This window comes from Pseudomonas nitroreducens (assembly GCF_014204515.1).
GTDB lineage: Bacteria > Pseudomonadota > Gammaproteobacteria > Pseudomonadales > Pseudomonadaceae > Pseudomonas > Pseudomonas nitritireducens_A.
In genome coordinates, this window is sequence record NZ_JACHLI010000042.1 from 1 (window position 1) to 14,838 (window position 14,838).

Annotated in this window: 13 protein-coding genes and 1 rRNA gene; 4 read left to right on the forward strand and 10 right to left on the reverse strand. The window is 62.4% G+C overall.

All coding sequences use genetic code 11. From position 1 onward, the window contains the following. The 7 genes from HNP46_RS31760 to HNP46_RS31790 all read right to left on the reverse strand — a co-directional run. Positions 1-462 (reverse strand): 16S ribosomal RNA (locus tag HNP46_RS31760); the annotation flags it as partial. A 544-nt stretch (positions 463-1,006) separates the two neighbouring features. Then, a complete protein-coding gene (msrQ, locus tag HNP46_RS31765; RefSeq protein ID WP_184597104.1) occupies positions 1,007-1,615 on the reverse strand; it encodes a protein-methionine-sulfoxide reductase heme-binding subunit MsrQ in 609 nt (202 codons plus the stop codon). Then, a complete protein-coding gene (msrP, locus tag HNP46_RS31770) occupies positions 1,615-2,625 on the reverse strand; it encodes a protein-methionine-sulfoxide reductase catalytic subunit MsrP (RefSeq protein ID WP_184597106.1) in 1,011 nt (336 codons plus the stop codon). The genes msrQ and msrP overlap by 1 nt, the downstream gene beginning before the upstream one ends. A 57-nt stretch (positions 2,626-2,682) precedes the next feature. Then, positions 2,683-3,507, reverse strand: coding sequence for a CDP-diacylglycerol--serine O-phosphatidyltransferase (pssA, locus tag HNP46_RS31775; RefSeq protein WP_017516328.1), 825 nt, complete (start codon positions 3,505-3,507; stop codon positions 2,683-2,685). 149 nt (positions 3,508-3,656) lie between these two features. Next, positions 3,657-4,673: a ketol-acid reductoisomerase gene (ilvC, locus tag HNP46_RS31780; RefSeq protein ID WP_017516327.1), complete on the reverse strand. Its 1,017-nt coding sequence runs from the start codon at positions 4,671-4,673 to the stop codon at positions 3,657-3,659. A gap of 44 nt (positions 4,674-4,717) precedes the next feature. Further along, on the reverse strand, positions 4,718-5,209 hold the full coding sequence (gene ilvN / locus HNP46_RS31785) for an acetolactate synthase small subunit (RefSeq protein ID WP_081520739.1): 492 nt from the start codon (positions 5,207-5,209) through the stop codon (positions 4,718-4,720). A gap of 2 nt (positions 5,210-5,211) precedes the next feature. Continuing rightward, a complete protein-coding gene (locus HNP46_RS31790; protein ID WP_184597108.1) occupies positions 5,212-6,942 on the reverse strand; it encodes an acetolactate synthase 3 large subunit in 1,731 nt (576 codons plus the stop codon). A gap of 404 nt (positions 6,943-7,346) precedes the next feature. Here HNP46_RS31790 and HNP46_RS31795 point away from each other — a divergent pair, with 404 nt between their 5' ends. Next, positions 7,347-7,796, forward strand: a complete 450-nt coding sequence (locus HNP46_RS31795; RefSeq protein ID WP_184597110.1) for a DUF4124 domain-containing protein — start codon at positions 7,347-7,349, stop codon at positions 7,794-7,796. Positions 7,797-7,809: 13 nt separating this feature from the next. Here HNP46_RS31795 and HNP46_RS31800 read toward each other — a convergent pair whose 3' ends face one another. From HNP46_RS31800 to mrcB, 3 genes are read right to left on the reverse strand one after another with little or no spacing between them, the layout of a single operon-like run. After that, positions 7,810-8,139, reverse strand: a complete 330-nt coding sequence (locus tag HNP46_RS31800) for a YqcC family protein (protein ID WP_184597112.1) — start codon at positions 8,137-8,139, stop codon at positions 7,810-7,812. After that, on the reverse strand, positions 8,139-8,963 hold the full coding sequence (locus HNP46_RS31805; RefSeq protein WP_184597114.1) for a tetratricopeptide repeat protein: 825 nt from the start codon (positions 8,961-8,963) through the stop codon (positions 8,139-8,141). Before HNP46_RS31805 ends, HNP46_RS31800 begins: the two co-directional genes overlap by 1 nt. Before the next feature lie 16 nt (positions 8,964-8,979). After that, complete coding sequence (gene mrcB / locus HNP46_RS31810) at positions 8,980-11,304, reverse strand: penicillin-binding protein 1B (RefSeq protein WP_184597116.1); 2,325 nt, start codon at positions 11,302-11,304, stop codon at positions 8,980-8,982. Between the two features lie 216 nt (positions 11,305-11,520). Here mrcB and HNP46_RS31815 point away from each other — a divergent pair, with 216 nt between their 5' ends. From HNP46_RS31815 to HNP46_RS31825, 3 genes are all read left to right on the forward strand, one after another. Next, positions 11,521-13,083, forward strand: coding sequence for an AAA family ATPase (locus HNP46_RS31815; RefSeq protein ID WP_184597118.1), 1,563 nt, complete (start codon positions 11,521-11,523; stop codon positions 13,081-13,083). A gap of 199 nt (positions 13,084-13,282) precedes the next feature. After that, positions 13,283-13,555 (forward strand): TfoX/Sxy family protein, encoded by a 273-nt coding sequence (locus tag HNP46_RS31820; protein ID WP_184597119.1) that lies wholly within the window; start codon positions 13,283-13,285, stop codon positions 13,553-13,555. 104 nt (positions 13,556-13,659) lie between these two features. Next, positions 13,660-14,460: a Crp/Fnr family transcriptional regulator gene (locus tag HNP46_RS31825; protein WP_184597121.1), complete on the forward strand. Its 801-nt coding sequence runs from the start codon at positions 13,660-13,662 to the stop codon at positions 14,458-14,460. The last annotated feature ends 378 nt before the right edge of the window (positions 14,461-14,838 follow it).

A 14,838-nucleotide genomic window follows, 5' to 3' on the forward strand; every position in this document is an offset into this window, starting at 1 on the left:
TATTAGCTTACTGCCCTTCCTCCCAACTTAAAGTGCTTTACAATCCGAAGACCTTCTTCACACACGCGGCATGGCTGGATCAGGCTTTCGCCCATTGTCCAATATTCCCCACTGCTGCCTCCCGTAGGAGTCTGGACCGTGTCTCAGTTCCAGTGTGACTGATCATCCTCTCAGACCAGTTACGGATCGTCGCCTTGGTAAGCCTTTACCCCACCAACTAGCTAATCCGACCTAGGCTCATCTGATAGCGCAAGGCCCGAAGGTCCCCTGCTTTCTCCCGTAGGACGTATGCGGTATTAGCGTTCCTTTCGAAACGTTGTCCCCCACTACCAGGCAGATTCCTAGGCATTACTCACCCGTCCGCCGCTGAATCCGGGAGCAAGCTCCCATCATCCGCTCGACTTGCATGTGTTAGGCCTGCCGCCAGCGTTCAATCTGAGCCATGATCAAACTCTTCAGTTCAATACTGCTTGGGTTTTGAGAAAACCCTAAACTTGGCTCAGCAATCGCATGCTCTATTTAAAGATCTAAAACTCTCGAATTCACGAGTGTTACTTGCGTTGCTGATAATCAGTCGATCATCAGTCTTACATCACAAGCACCCACACGAATTGCTTGATTCAACTTGTTAAAGAGCAGTTGGTTAAGGCTTTCGTCTCAACCGAGGCGCGAATTCTACGCTAACCTCTCTTTCCGTCAAGCTTTATTTTTCGAAAATTTCTTTTCTACTCAATCGCTTGTGCTTCAGCGAAGGAAACCTTCTCATCAGCGGGAGGCGCATTCTACAGCGATCAAACTCGCTGTCAAGCACCTCGGCGATCTTCCTTTCAGCTCGCTGCCGGAGCAGCTGCAGAAGGCGGCAAGTGAATCACCTGCCTGACCACCACTCTCACCTTAGAATCTCTGTAAGTACTTGATTTTCAAGTTCTTTCAGCGCTTCGTCGCTGGGAGTGGTGCGCATTATAGGGAGTTTAAATCGGCCGTCAACGACTAATTTAAACTTTCTTCAATTCGCTGCCAGACGGCCGCGCAACAATGGCAACCGACGCGCCACGGGCGGCGCCCGCAAGAGCATGAGGAGCAGGCCGATGGCTGCATAGATCACCCAGCGCTCCAGATCAGAGCGCACGACCCACAGCATATGCAGCAATCCCAGAGCGAGGATGACATAGATCAGACGATGCAGTTTCTTCCAGCCCGTGCCCAGCTTGCGCATGCTGTAGCGATTGGAGGTCACCGCTAGGGACAGCAAGCCGAGGAAGGCAATGAAGCCGACGATGATGTACGGCCGCTTGCTCAGCTCGACTCCCAACTGAGCCCAGTCCAATCCCAGGATGAAAACGGCGTAGGCACTCAGGTGCAGCACTATATAGGTGAAGCACCACAGCCCCAGCTGTCGACGCACCTGCACCCAGCCACCCCAGCGAGTGATCTTCTGCAGCGGAGTCATGGCCAGGGTAATCAGCAGCAGGATCAGACCACCCTGCCCCAGCCTGTCGACCAGCGCCTTGCCCGGATCCGGCCCCAGATCGAAGATCCACGCCTGGTACAACCAATAGAGCGGCTGCAGCAGTGCAGCCAGAAATACCCCGGCCCGCCAGAACGGATAGCGCATCAGTAGTCCTTCCTCAGGTCCATGCCCGCATAGAGCGAAGCGACCTCATCGGCATAGCCGTTGAACATGAGGGTGGGACGAACATTGGGGCTGAATAGTCCACTGGGCAAACGGCGCTCGCGCGCCTGACTCCAGCGCGGATGGTCCACGGTCGGATTGACGTTGGCATAGAAGCCATACTCGTCCGACGCCAGGCTCTGCCAGGTAGTCTTCGGCTGCTCTTCGACAAAGCTGATCCGCACGATGGACTTGGCCCCCTTGAAGCCGTACTTCCACGGCACCACCAGACGAAGGGGCGCGCCGTTCTGGTTGGCCAGCACCCGGCCATACATGCCGACGGCCAAAATCGCCAACGGATGCATCGCCTCATCCATGCGCAATCCTTCCACATAGGGCCAGTCGATCAAGGCGAAGTTGGACTGCACACCGGGCATGTCCTTGCGATCGACCAGGGTCTCGAAGCGCACGTACTTCGCCTTGCTGGTGGGCTCGACCCGCTTGATCAGCTCGGAGATGGGAAAGCCGATCCAGGGAATCACCATCGACCAGGCTTCGACGCAGCGCAGTCGATAGATGCGCTCCTCCAGCTGGTACGGCTTGATGAAGTCCTCCAGTGCGTACTTGCCTGGCTTGGCCACCTCACCATCGATCACCACCGACCACGGCTCGGTCTTCAGCGCTCCGGCATTGGCTGCTGGATCGCCCTTGTCCGGGCCGAACTCGTAGAAGTTGTTGTAGGTGGTCGCATCCTTGAACGGGGTGATGGCCTCGTCTTTGACTGTCACGGCATCCCAGCGGGTAGCGGACAACTTTTCCGACAACCAGGCAGGAGTAGCCGCCTCAGCCACATCGGCATAACGACCACCTTCGGCAAGGCTCAGGCGCGGCAATCCGGACAAGGCGGCAGCCGCCAGCGCACCACCGAGAAAGTGGCGACGGGAGAGATAGAGGGATTCGGGGGTGACTTCCGATTCGTGGCAATCGGACAGGCGGGACGACTTGATCAGCATGACGGGCTCCGCAACAACTGGCTGTATGCGCCAGTAGACTGCGGAGCCCGCTGGAAATTACACGGCAGGCGGCTGCTTGCGACGGCGCAATTGCAACAAGTATTGCACCGGGCCGGAGGTGGCGTATGCAAGGAACAGCAGGAGCAGGATGCGCGGCGGGTCGGTGAAGACCACGGCAAATGCCAGCACCACGACCAGAATCGCCATGAACGGCACGCGACCGCGCAGGTCGAGGTCCTTGAAGCTGTAGTACTTGATGTTGCTGACCATCAGCATGCCGGCGGCAGCGACCATCAGGGCAACCAGCAGGGAAACCTTGGCACCCTGCACATCAAAGTCGGCGAACGCCCACACCGTACCGGCAACCAGAGCCGCGGCAGCCGGACTGGCCAGACCGATGAAGTAGCGTTTGTCGGCCTTGCCCACCTGGGTATTGAAGCGCGCCAGACGCAGAGCGGCACCCGCCACATAGATGAAGGCGACCATCCAGCCCACCTTGCCCAGGCTGCTCAGCGCCCACTCGAAGGCGACCAGCGCCGGAGCGACACCGAAGGCGACCATGTCGGACAGCGAGTCGTACTCGGCACCGAAGGCACTCTGGGTATTGGTCAGGCGGGCGACACGACCGTCGAGGCCGTCGAGCACCATGGCGACGAAGATGGCGATGGCGGCGTTGGAGAAATCGCCGTTCATGGCATTGATGATGGCGTACAGGCCGGTGAACAGAGCCGCCGTGGTGAACAGGTTGGGCAGCAGGTAGATGCCGCGATGACGGACCTTGCGACCTTCGGCGTCATGCCCCTCTTCGATGTGTTCATCGATGGGCAGCAGACTTTCTTCGGTGTCGGAAGCCTTGTTCGGCTCCTCGTGACCTTCACTCATGGACGATTCCTTGAGAACTCGTTGAGGCTGAGATTCGCCGGGGCACGCTACTGCGCAGACTCACCCGACGCCCCCGCTTTATACCAGATCACCGCCCCTAAACGAAAAAACGCGGCAAGCGCCGCGTTTCCTCGTTTGTCGAAAGGACCTTAGTTCTTGGTCTTGTCGACGATCTTGTTGGCAGCGATCCACGGCATCATGGCGCGCAGTTGCTCGCCGATGACTTCGATGCCGTGAGCGGCGTTGTTGCGGCGCTTGGCGGTCATCGACGGGTAGTTGGTGGCGCCTTCGGAGATGAACATCTTGGCGTATTCGCCGTCCTGGATGCGCTTCAGAGCGTTGCGCATGGCCTGACGGGATTCGGCGTTGATGACTTCCGGGCCGGTCACGTACTCGCCGTACTCGGCGTTGTTGGAGATCGAGTAGTTCATGTTGGCGATGCCGCCTTCGTACATGAGGTCAACGATCAGCTTCAGTTCGTGCAGGCACTCGAAGTAGGCCATTTCCGGAGCGTAACCCGCTTCGACCAGGGTTTCGAAACCGGCTTTCACCAGCTCGACGCAACCGCCGCACAGAACGGCCTGCTCGCCGAACAGGTCGGTTTCGGTCTCGTCCTTGAAGGTGGTTTCGATGATGCCGGTACGGCCGCCGCCGACGCCGCAGGCGTAGGACAGGGCGACGTTCTTGGCATTGCCCGAAGCGTCCTGGTAGATGGCGATCAGGTCAGGGATGCCGCCGCCCTTGACGAACTCGGAGCGTACGGTGTGGCCCGGGGCCTTCGGCGCGATCATGATCACGTCGAGGTCAGCGCGCGGAACGACCTGGTTGTAGTGGATGGAGAAGCCGTGAGCGAAGGCCAGGGTAGCGCCCTTCTTCAGGTTCGGCTCGATCTCGTCCTTGTACAGGCGGCCCTGGAACTCGTCCGGGGTGAGGATCATGACCAGGTCGGCAGCGGCAACAGCTTCAGCCACTTCGGCGACTTTCAGGCCGTGGTTCTGAGCCTTGGCAACGGAGGAAGAACCCGCACGCAGGCCGACGGTAACGTCGACGCCGGAATCTTTCAGGTTGCAGGCGTGGGCGTGGCCCTGGGAGCCGTAACCGATGATGGCAACTTTCTTGCCCTGAACGATGGAGAGGTCACAGTCTTTATCGTAGAAAACGCGCATTTGGGTAATCCCCTGTCAGTTGGCCTCGTGGGCCGTATTTCAAATCAGATGCTGAGAGTCTTGTCGCCACGGGCAATGCCGGTGACGCCGCTGCGGACGACTTCGAGGATCGACGCGGTGCCGACGGCCTGGATGAAGCTGTCCAGCTTGTCGCTGGTACCGGCCAGCTGCACGGTGTAGACGCTGCTGGTGACGTCGACGATCTGCCCACGGAAGATGTCGGTGGTGCGCTTGACCTCGGCGCGCTGGGCGCCGGTGGCCTTCACTTTCACCAGCATCAGCTCGCGCTCGATGTGCGCGCTCTCCGAAAGATTCACCAGCTTTACCACCTCGATGAGCTTGTTGAGGTTCTTGGTGATCTGCTCGATGACTTCATCCTGACCGGCGGTGGTCAGGGTCAGGCGCGACAGCGTCGGGTCCTCGGTCGGGGCGACGGTCAGGCTTTCGATGTTGTAGTTGCGCTGGGAGAACAGGCCGACCACGCGGGAGAGCGCGCCGGGTTCGTTTTCCAGCAGCAGGGAAATGATGTGTCGCATGATCAGGTACGCTCCGTCTTGCTCAGCCACATGTCGCGCATCGCACCACCGCGGATCTGCATCGGGTAGACGTGCTCGCTGGTATCGACCTGGATGTCGAGGAAGACCAGGCGATTCTTCATCGCGAAGGCTTCTTCCATCATCGGCTTCAGGTCTTTCAGGTCGGTGATGCGCATGCCGACGTGGCCATACGCTTCAGCCAGCTTGACGAAGTCCGGCAGCGATTCCATGTAGGAGTGCGAATAGCGGCTGTTGTACTGCATGTCCTGCCATTGGCGGACCATGCCCAGCGCACCGTTGTTCAGGTTGACGATTTTCACCGGCAGGTCGTACTGCAGGCAGGTGGACAGCTCCTGGATGTTCATCTGGATGCTGCCTTCACCGGTCACGCAAGCAACGTCGGCGTCGGGGAAGTTCAGCTTCACGCCCATGGCGGCCGGGAAGCCGAAGCCCATGGTGCCCAGGCCGCCGGAGTTGATCCAGCGATTGGGTTTGTTGAAGCGGTAGTACTGCGCCGCGAACATCTGGTGCTGACCCACGTCGGAGGCGACGAAAGCATCACCGCGGGTGACTTCGCAGAGGGTCTCGATCACGGTCTGCGGCTTGATGATGCTGCCGTCGCCCATGCTGTACGGGAACAGGCCGCGCTCGCCGCGCCACTCGTCGATCTGCTTCCACCAGGCCGCCTGGGCTTCCTTGTTCGGGGTCTCGCCGATTTCCTTGAGGATCGCGACCATTTCGGTCAGGACGCTGTCCACCGGGCCGACGATCGGGATGTCGGCTTTCACGGTCTTGGAGATCGAGGCCGGGTCGATGTCGACGTGGATGATCTTGGCGCTCGGGCAGAACTTGGCTGCGGTCTCGCCATTGATCACGCGGTCATCGAAGCGCGCGCCGACTGCGAAGATCACGTCAGCGTGGTGCATCGCCAGGTTCGCGGTGTAGCTGCCGTGCATGCCGAGCATGCCGACGAACTGGCGATCGGTACCCGGATAGCCACCCAGACCCATCAGGGTGTTGGTGACCGGCACGTTGAGCATGCGCGCCACTTCGGTCAGCGGCTCGGCGGCATTGCCCATGATCACGCCGCCACCGGCGTAGATGATCGGGCGCTTGGCGGCGAGCAGCATCTCGGCGCCCTTGCGGATCTGGCCGGAATGGCCACGGACCGCCGGGCTGTAGGAGCGCAGCTTCACTTTCTTCGGGTAGTTGTATTCGAACTTCTGGGTCGGATCGCCCATGTCCTTCGGAATATCGATCACCACCGGGCCGGGACGGCCGGACTGGGCGATATAGAAGGCCTTCTTGATGACCTCGGGGATTTCCGACGGGTGCTTGATGATGAAGCTGTGCTTCACGATCGGGCGCGAGATACCGACCATGTCGGTTTCCTGGAAGGCATCGGTACCGACCATGTTGCTCGCCACCTGGCCGGAGATCACCACCATCGGGATGGAGTCCATGTAGGCAGTGGCGATGCCGGTAACGGCGTTGGTCGCACCGGGACCGGAGGTCACCAGCACCACGCCCGGCTTGCCGGTGGCGCGCGCATAGCCGTCGGCCATGTGGGTAGCGGCCTGCTCGTGGCGAACCAGAATGTGGGTTACTTCGTTCTCTTTGAAGAGAGCGTCGTAGATATGCAGGAGGGCACCGCCCGGGTACCCGTAGATGTACTTAACGCCTTCGTCACGCAGGGAGCGGACGACCATTTCAGCGCCGGATAAAAGTTCCACGTTGTCACCTCTAGAACGCTATATACGGACACCCCCAACGTGGGGGACCGACTTGGATGGCTGCCCGGCAGACATGGGCGAATGTAATCGCCGGCTACGTCGACTGCCGATTGAGCAGAACCTGGAGACACTCCTGTTTGTGTTACGGAGAGCCTCCACCCAGCGCGAGGTAACGCGAAACAGGGTGAAACTTTGCGGCGCGGGTAGCACCTCTTGTCTGCCGAGTAAAACCAGCTTGCGGCCGGCCCACTGCAGCGAACCTTGGATTCTTCTGAAACGAAGCGGCCAAGTCAAGCCATATATGGCTTTTGGATGCGATCGGGATGTGAACTTTCTCAGAGTGAATAAGTACGCGATTTGGTTATAGTTACCGGCAGACTCCGTATCCCAAGGATCGACAACACATGCGACGGACGATTTTCCTGGGCAGCCTGCTGCTCGTGCTGGCCCCGACCGTGATGGCCGCGCAGGTCTACAAGTGGGTCGATGCCCAGGGCATCACCCACTTCGGCGCGCAGCCGCCCGAAGGCACCAGCGCCGACACGGTGAATACCAGCACCGCCCAACCCAAGCCCTCGAACTTCCCGCCCCCTGCACCGCCCAAGGCCACCCTGCCGCCCAGCGAAGACGAGAAGCAGAAGGCCGTGGACGCCAAGGTCAAGCAGGAAGTGGCCCAGCAGGAAGCGCAGCGCGTGAAGCAGTGCGAGCAGCTTCGCGTCGACCTGGCACAGATGAAGAACAACCCGCGCATTCGCGTCGACGACGGCAGTGGTGAACTGCGCCGGATCGGCGAAGAGGAACGTCAGGAGCGGATCGCCAAGAGCGAAAAGGATATCCGCGAGAACTGCAACTGACCCCAGCGAAGGCTCAGGGCGTTTCGCTGATCAGTCGGTCGAACGCCCCGAGCGCTTCCAGCAGCGCGGCGACCCGCGCGCCTTCCAGGGCATAGGCTTCTTCCGCCATCTCGCGGATGCCCGAGGCGCCGGGAAGCTCGGCGCCACTCTCGATGATCAGTTTCATGCGCGGCAGGAAGATCCACTGCAGCCACTCTTCCAGCGCCAGCGTGTCCACGCAGAACGGCTCGACGCTCGACAGCCGCTCCAGCGAGGGACTCTCACTGCCCCACAGACCCGCCGCACGCAGCTCCCGTTCGATCAGCAGCAACTGATCGGCGACGGCCAGTACACGCCCATCCATTACAGGGTCACCTTGGCTTTCTGACGGGCCTCGGCGGCGCCGGCGGCGTTGCCCTGCTGGTCACGGCACTTGGCGATCAGGTCCCACAGGCTGGCCTGCATGGTCGGCCGACCATTGGCCAGGGACAGTCCGCGCAGCGCGACCTGTTCGGCCTGGGCGGCGTCGCCCTGGGCCAGGCGCACCTGGGCCAGCTTGTAGAGTACCTGTGGCTCGCGCGGAGCGATGCGCTGGGCACGTTCCAGGCTGGCGGCGGCGCCGTTGAGATCACCACCGCCCTGCTGCTGCGAGGCGGAGGTCAGCAGCGCCAGCACCGGGCCATCCAGTTGCTCGTCGGCCGAGAGGCCGGAGTTGCTCGACGGGATGCCGGACGGGCCCTGATAACTGCTCTGGGTGGATGGCGCCGCCTGCTGGGTCTGGTAGGCCGGCTGCTGGTAGGTCTGCGACTGGAAGCCGCCGTTGGAGGAGATGCCGCCACTGGTGGAAATCGGCTGCTGCGAGGAATAGCTCGAGCCGTTGGCACCCGGCGAGGTGGTCATCGGCGAAGTGCTGATCGGCGCCGCCCCGGTCTGCGCCGGGAAAGTCTGGATCGGCGCCATGCCGGCGTCCTGCGGGACCATCACGGTCACGCCCGAGTCCCCCTGCGGGATGCTCTGACCGGCACCGGCACGCACCGGCGCCTGGGTGTTGCCACCGCTGCGGCCCACGCGCTCCGAGTTGGACACGGCGGTACCCGAGTCCTGCACCGGGATCGCGCCCTGTTGCGGGGACGCACAACCGGACAGAAGCGCCAGAGTCGCCGACGCTGCAAACCAAGCTTTTCTCACTTCCAATCCTCTCGCATCAGTTCAGCCAGCCGCGCACCCAGTCCATGACTTCGCCGGCCGGTGTCGGGTTTCCGCAACCTGCGCCGGGCGCGGGTTCGCTTCCTCGAATATAAGGCATCTGCACCGCTCCGGGGCAGCTGGCATCGGTGCCCTGCCCGGTGTGCGGGTCGACCCACGCCTGCACCACGTTGTCCGGCTTGGGCATGTCCAGCGGCGACGGGTCGGCCTTGCGCATGAAGCTGGTCCAGATCTGCAGGGCGCCCGTAGCGCCGGTCAACGGCGTCTTGCCGTTGTCGTCGCGACCGATCCACACCACCGCCAGCAGGTCCTGGCCGAAGCCGGAGAACCAGCTGTCGCGCGAATCGTTGGTGGTGCCGGTCTTGCCCGCCAGGGTCAGGGACGCCGGCAGCTGGTTGTAGACCGAACGCCCAGTGCCCTCGCGCATCACGCGTTGCATGGCGCTCTGCAGCAGGTAGATGGAGCCCGGATCGAAGCGCTGCTCGACCTGGAATGGGTAGCGCTTGAGCGGCTGCCCGTCGGCGGCCAGCACGCTGCGAATACTGCGCAGCGGAGTATTGAAACCGCCGCTGGCGATGGTCTGGTACATGGTCGCCACCTGCATCGGGCTCAGCGCACCGGCACCCAGCAGCATCGACGGATAGGCCGGCCAGTTTGGCGAGACGCCCAGGCGTTCCAGGGTCTTCAGCACGTTCGGCACACCCAGGTCCAGGCCCAGCCGGGCGGTGGACAGGTTCAGCGAGCGGGCCAGCCCCTGGTAGAGGAAGATGGTGCCGTTGGCGGTGCCTTCGTAGTTCTTCGGCGTCCACACCTGGCCATCCTTGCCCTTCACCTGGAACGGCTGGTCCTGGATATAGCTGGTCAGGGTGTACTGGCTCGGTCGCTCCAATGCAGTGAGGTAGACCGCCGGCTTGACCAGCGAGCCGATCGGCCGCACCGCATCGATGGCACGGTTGAAGCCGGCGAAGCGCGGATCGCGACTACCGATCAGCGCCTGGATCTCACCGGTTTCCGGATTGGTCACGACCATCGCGGTTTCCGTCTCGGCGACGCCCTTGCGGCCTTCCAGGCGCTTGAAGGTCTCGCTGACGGCCGACTCGGCCTTCATCTGCAGGATCGGATCGAAGCTGGTGAAGATGCGCAGGCCTTCTTCGGTCAGGTCCTCGTCGCGGTAGTCCTCGCGCAGCTGGCGTTTCACCAGGTCAAGGAAAGCCGGGTAGGAACTGTTGGCCATGCTGCCCTGACGGGTCACGCCCAGCGGCGTCTGCTTGGCGGCGGCGGCTTCGTCAGCGGTGATCACACCCTGCTCGGCGAGCACGTCGAGCACCACGTTGCGGCGCTCCAGCGCGCGCTCCGGGTTGCGCCGCGGGTTGTAGTAGGAAGGCCCCTTCACCATGCCGACCAGCAAGGCCACCTGGGGCAGCTTGAGTTCCGACAGCGGCTGGCTGAAGAAGTACTGGCTGGCGAGGCCGAAGCCGTTCACCGAGCGCTGGCCGTCCTGGCCGAGGAACACCTCGTTGAGGTAACCCTCGAGGATTTCGCGCTTGTCGTAATGCAGTTCCAGCAGCACCGCCATCATCGCTTCGGTGAGCTTGCGCGACAGACTGCGCTCGTTGGTCAGGAAGAAATTCTTCACCAGCTGCTGGGTCAGCGTACTGCCGCCCTGGCGCAGCTGGCCGGCGCTGGCGTTGACCCAGACGGCGCGGGCGATGGACTTGATCGAGACCCCGTGGTGGGTCCAGAAGTCACGGTCTTCCACCGCCACCAGGGTATCGATCAGGTACGGCGGCACCTGGTCGAGCTTGATCAGGATGCGGTCTTCGTTGTGCGCGGGATACAGGCCGCCGATCAGCAGCGGCTCCATGCGCGCCACGGCGAGATCGCCGCCGTTGCCACGGCTCAGGCCCGCCACGTAGTCGCCGGAGAAGCGCACACGGATGCGCTGCGCAGGCTCGGCACCTTCGTAGAACTGGAAGCCACGGGTGTTCAGGTCCACGGCATTGCCGGCCACCGACACGGCGCCGGGCCCCGCCACCGAGGTTTCGCGGCGATAGCCCAGGGCATCCAGCTCGCGCAGGAAGTCGTCCTTGCCCAGCTTCAGGCCGACGAACAACTCCAGCGGCCGGGCGTACACCTTGGCGGGAATGGTCCAGCGCTTGCCGGAGAATTTCTCCTGGACAACCGCATCGAGGTACACGGCAAAACCGGCGAGCACGACAATACCGACCAGGCCGAGCTTGAGTGCCCAGCCCAGCCACTTGCGCATGGCAGGCGACGATTTGCCGCTTTTTTTACGGGATTTGGAAGATCGGGGACGCGTCATGGCGGCGCATTATACGTACTTTGTCCACAGGAGACAGACGCCGCTCCAGGGGGCGTCCGGGCTTGATGCGAACTGCCGCGCATCTCTCGAGTACGGCAGTAGCCGAGCTATGACCCCGGCATGGCCATTTGGTTGCCGGTCGGCCGCAGAGTTTGCAGCCGAGGGTCCAGTCGCCATAATGCCTGCCTTGAAAAATTCGACCGGAAAGGACATCACGTGAGCCAGACATTACTCGCAGCCCTGCAGAACCCCGCCCTGTTCCCCCATCCGGTGCAAGGTTTCCGGGTCATCGAAACCCACATTTCCTGGGTGCTGCTCACTGGCTCCTACGTCTACAAGATCAAGAAGCCGGTGAACTTCGGCTTCCTCGACTTCACCGACCTGGCCCAACGCAAGCACTTCTGCGAGGAAGAACTGCGCCTGAACCAGCGCCTGACCGACGGCCTGTATCTGGACGTGATCGCCATCACCGGCAGCGAGTCCGCCCCGCGGGTCGGCGGCGATGGCCCGGCCATCGAGTACATGCTGCGCTGCCGCGAATTCCCGCAGAGCCAACTGCTCAGCGAAGTGCAGGCCCGTGGTGAGCTCGGCGCCGAGCACATCGACGGCCTGGCCCGGCAGATCGCCGACTTCCACCTGCGCACCCCGGTGGTGCCGACCGAACACCCGCTGGGCACCGCCGAAGCCTGCATGGCGCCGGTGCGGCAGAACTTCGAGCAGATCCGCCCGCTGCTCTCCGACAAGGCCGACCTGCTGCAGCTGGAAGCCCTGGAAGCCTGGGCCGAGTCCAGCTTCGAACGCCTGCACGGCGTGTTCGATTCGCGCAAGGCCAACGGTTTCATCCGCGAATGCCACGGCGATATCCACCTGGGCAACGCCGCGATCATCGATGGCAAGGTCGTGCTGTTCGACTGCATCGAATTCAACGAGCCGTTCCGCTTCACCGACGTCACCGCCGACTATGCCTTCCTCGCCATGGACCTGGAAGACCGTGGCCTGAAGTGCCTGTCGCGGCGCTTCGTCAGCCAGTACCTGGAGCACACCGGTGACTATCAGTCCCTGGCCCTGCTGAACTTCTACAAGGCCTACCGCGCCCTGGTCCGCGCCAAGATCGCGCTGTTCAGCCTGGCGCACCAGAACGATGCCGTGCAGAAGGCGGCGACCCTGCGCCAGTACCGCAACTACGCCAACCTGGCGGAAAGCTACAGCGCCATTCCCTCGCGCTTCCTGTCCCTGACCGTGGGCGTCTCCGCCGTCGGCAAGAGCCAGGTCGCCCTGCGTCTGGTCGAGGCCCTGGGCGCCATCCGCCTGCGTTCGGACGTCGAGCGCAAGCGCCTGTTCGGCGAGCAGAAGGCCGAGCAAAAAGGCCAGCTCAAGGGCGGTATCTATGATGCCGACGCCACTGCCGCGACCTACCAGCGCCTGAACGAACTGGCCGTGGATATCCTCCGCGCCGGCTACCCTGTGGTGCTGGATGCCACCTTCCTCAAGCGCGAGCAGCGTGCTGCGGCGTGGGAAATTGCCGAGGAAACCGGCGTGCCTTTCCTGATCCTCGACTGCCACGCCCCCGAAGCAGTGATCGCCGGCTGGCTCGCCCAACGCCAGAACAACGGTGGCGATCCGTCCGACGCCACCCTGGAAGTGGTCCAGGCGCAACTGGCCAACCGCGACGATCTCAGCGCCGAGGAACAGCAGCACAGCAAGCGCGTCGACACTCCGGATGCCGCCAGCCTCGACGGCCTGGTCGCCAGCATCCGCCAGCGCCTGCCCGGCCTCTGAATCGACGTCCAACGTCGCAGAAGCGCCCGCCCAGGCGCTTCTGCGACGTCCCATCGCCCGGCCCCGCACCCAGGGCGATATCACAAAGCCACGCTTTTCCCATCCGCCGCTACACTTTCCCAGGTGTGTCCGGCCGCTACGCGCAGTTCTCGGCCTTTCAAAGACCCGACACCCATCGTGAACATCGCAAGGACAGACGATGAACGACGAACTGCTGCACCTGAAGAACCTCGGCAAGACCTCCGCCCAGTGGCTGCACGCCGTGGGCATCCATAGCGCCAGCGACCTGCGCCGTCTGGGGGCGGTGGGTGCTTATCGCGCGGTTCGCGCGCGCGGCTTCCGCGCCTCCAAGGTGTTGCTCTACGCCATTGAGGGGGCGCTGCTGGATGTGCACTGGAATGACCTGCCGGCTGCGCACAAGGCCGCCCTTCTTGGCGAACTCGAGACATTTCCGACGCGGAACAAGAGCTAGCTCACACGCGCTGTGGGAAAATGTTTACGCAAGGTACCTGTCCGCTTGTGGTTTCAGGGCCCTTCGTGCGCCCTCGACCGTCGCCATATCAAGGAATTACGGCCATGTACCTACTCGGTGAACAACCCGCCTATGCCGATCGACTGATCAATCGGCTGCAGGGCATTCCGGCGCAGCTGCTGGCCGGCCTCGAGCCTGCCGGCGAAGCCATCCGCCTGGAGCGCTCGGACAACCTGGAGAGCGAACTGCCGGGCAAACACCTGTTCCTCATCGAGAATGGCCTGGTTCACGCCCTGGTGGACGAGCGACCGCTGTTCTACCTGCAGGAGGGCGACCTGGTCGGCCTGCGTCAGGGCATCGAACTGCCGCCCTGCCGCTACGTCAGCGAAGAGCCGCTGTGCCTGGTGCCCTACTCGCGCAGCGACGTGTTCCGCCATATCCACAGTGACGAGCAGCGCCAGGAGCAGTTCCTGCACTACCTGATCGGCCACACCGCGCTGCTGTCGGACGCCCTGGCGCACCTCAAGCAGCCGGAGATCCGTCCGGCCACCGGCTTCCAGCATTTCGCCGCCGGCGCCCAGCTGATCCAGCAGGGCGACGATGCCGAGCACGTGTTCATCATCATCGAGGGCCACGCCGAAGCCTTCGTCGACGGGCAGAAGGTCGGTGACGTGCAGAAGGACGAGATCTTCGGCGCCATGGCCGTGTTCACCCGCGAGAAACGCAGCGCCTCGGTGATCGCCAGCGAGCCTTGCACCGTCATGGTGATCCCCAAGGACCAGTTCCTCAGCCTGATGCAGAGCAACCCGCGGATCGCCCACAGCCTCATCGAGGGCATGGCGCGGCGCATCGACCTGCTGAACAAGGAAGTCACCCAGCTGCGCCTGCAACGCCAGACCGGTTGAGCCCCTGAAGTTCCTGTCAGAAGCCCGGCCCGTGCCGGGCTTTTTCATGCCTGGCGCAGGGCAAAACGGCCCAGCAGGGAAAAAGTTCGAGAAAGGGGGTTGACCTCTAAATGATAATGATTATTATTGACTCATCTGGTCGCGAGGCCAGATCGATAACCTCAAGAGACCACGCAGTCGGACTCTTCAGATTATCTCCTCATCAGGCTAATCACGGTTTCGACCCGGCACTTTGCCGGGTCTTTTTTTTGCCTCGGATTTAGCTGGCTGCTGGTCGATGCCCCCGCTCTTGCGCCTTCGAACGAATTGAAGAAAAAGGGTTGACTCTCAAATGATAATGGTTATTATTACAACAACTGGCTGCGAGGCCAGTTGGAT

Coding starts and splice junctions, on each gene's coding strand:
- msrQ (WP_184597104.1), bottom strand. CDS start 1,615: ATGCGCTATCCGTTCTGGCGGGCCGGGGTATTTCTGGCTGCACTGCTG.
- msrP (WP_184597106.1), bottom strand. CDS start 2,625: ATGCTGATCAAGTCGTCCCGCCTGTCCGATTGCCACGAATCGGAAGTC.
- pssA (WP_017516328.1), bottom strand. CDS start 3,507: ATGAGTGAAGGTCACGAGGAGCCGAACAAGGCTTCCGACACCGAAGAA.
- ilvC (WP_017516327.1), bottom strand. CDS start 4,673: ATGCGCGTTTTCTACGATAAAGACTGTGACCTCTCCATCGTTCAGGGC.
- ilvN (WP_081520739.1), bottom strand. CDS start 5,209: ATGCGACACATCATTTCCCTGCTGCTGGAAAACGAACCCGGCGCGCTC.
- HNP46_RS31795 (WP_184597110.1), top strand. CDS start 7,347: ATGCGACGGACGATTTTCCTGGGCAGCCTGCTGCTCGTGCTGGCCCCG.
- HNP46_RS31800 (WP_184597112.1), bottom strand. CDS start 8,139: ATGGATGGGCGTGTACTGGCCGTCGCCGATCAGTTGCTGCTGATCGAA.
- mrcB (WP_184597116.1), bottom strand. CDS start 11,304: ATGACGCGTCCCCGATCTTCCAAATCCCGTAAAAAAAGCGGCAAATCG.
- HNP46_RS31820 (WP_184597119.1), top strand. CDS start 13,283: ATGAACGACGAACTGCTGCACCTGAAGAACCTCGGCAAGACCTCCGCC.
- HNP46_RS31825 (WP_184597121.1), top strand. CDS start 13,660: ATGTACCTACTCGGTGAACAACCCGCCTATGCCGATCGACTGATCAAT.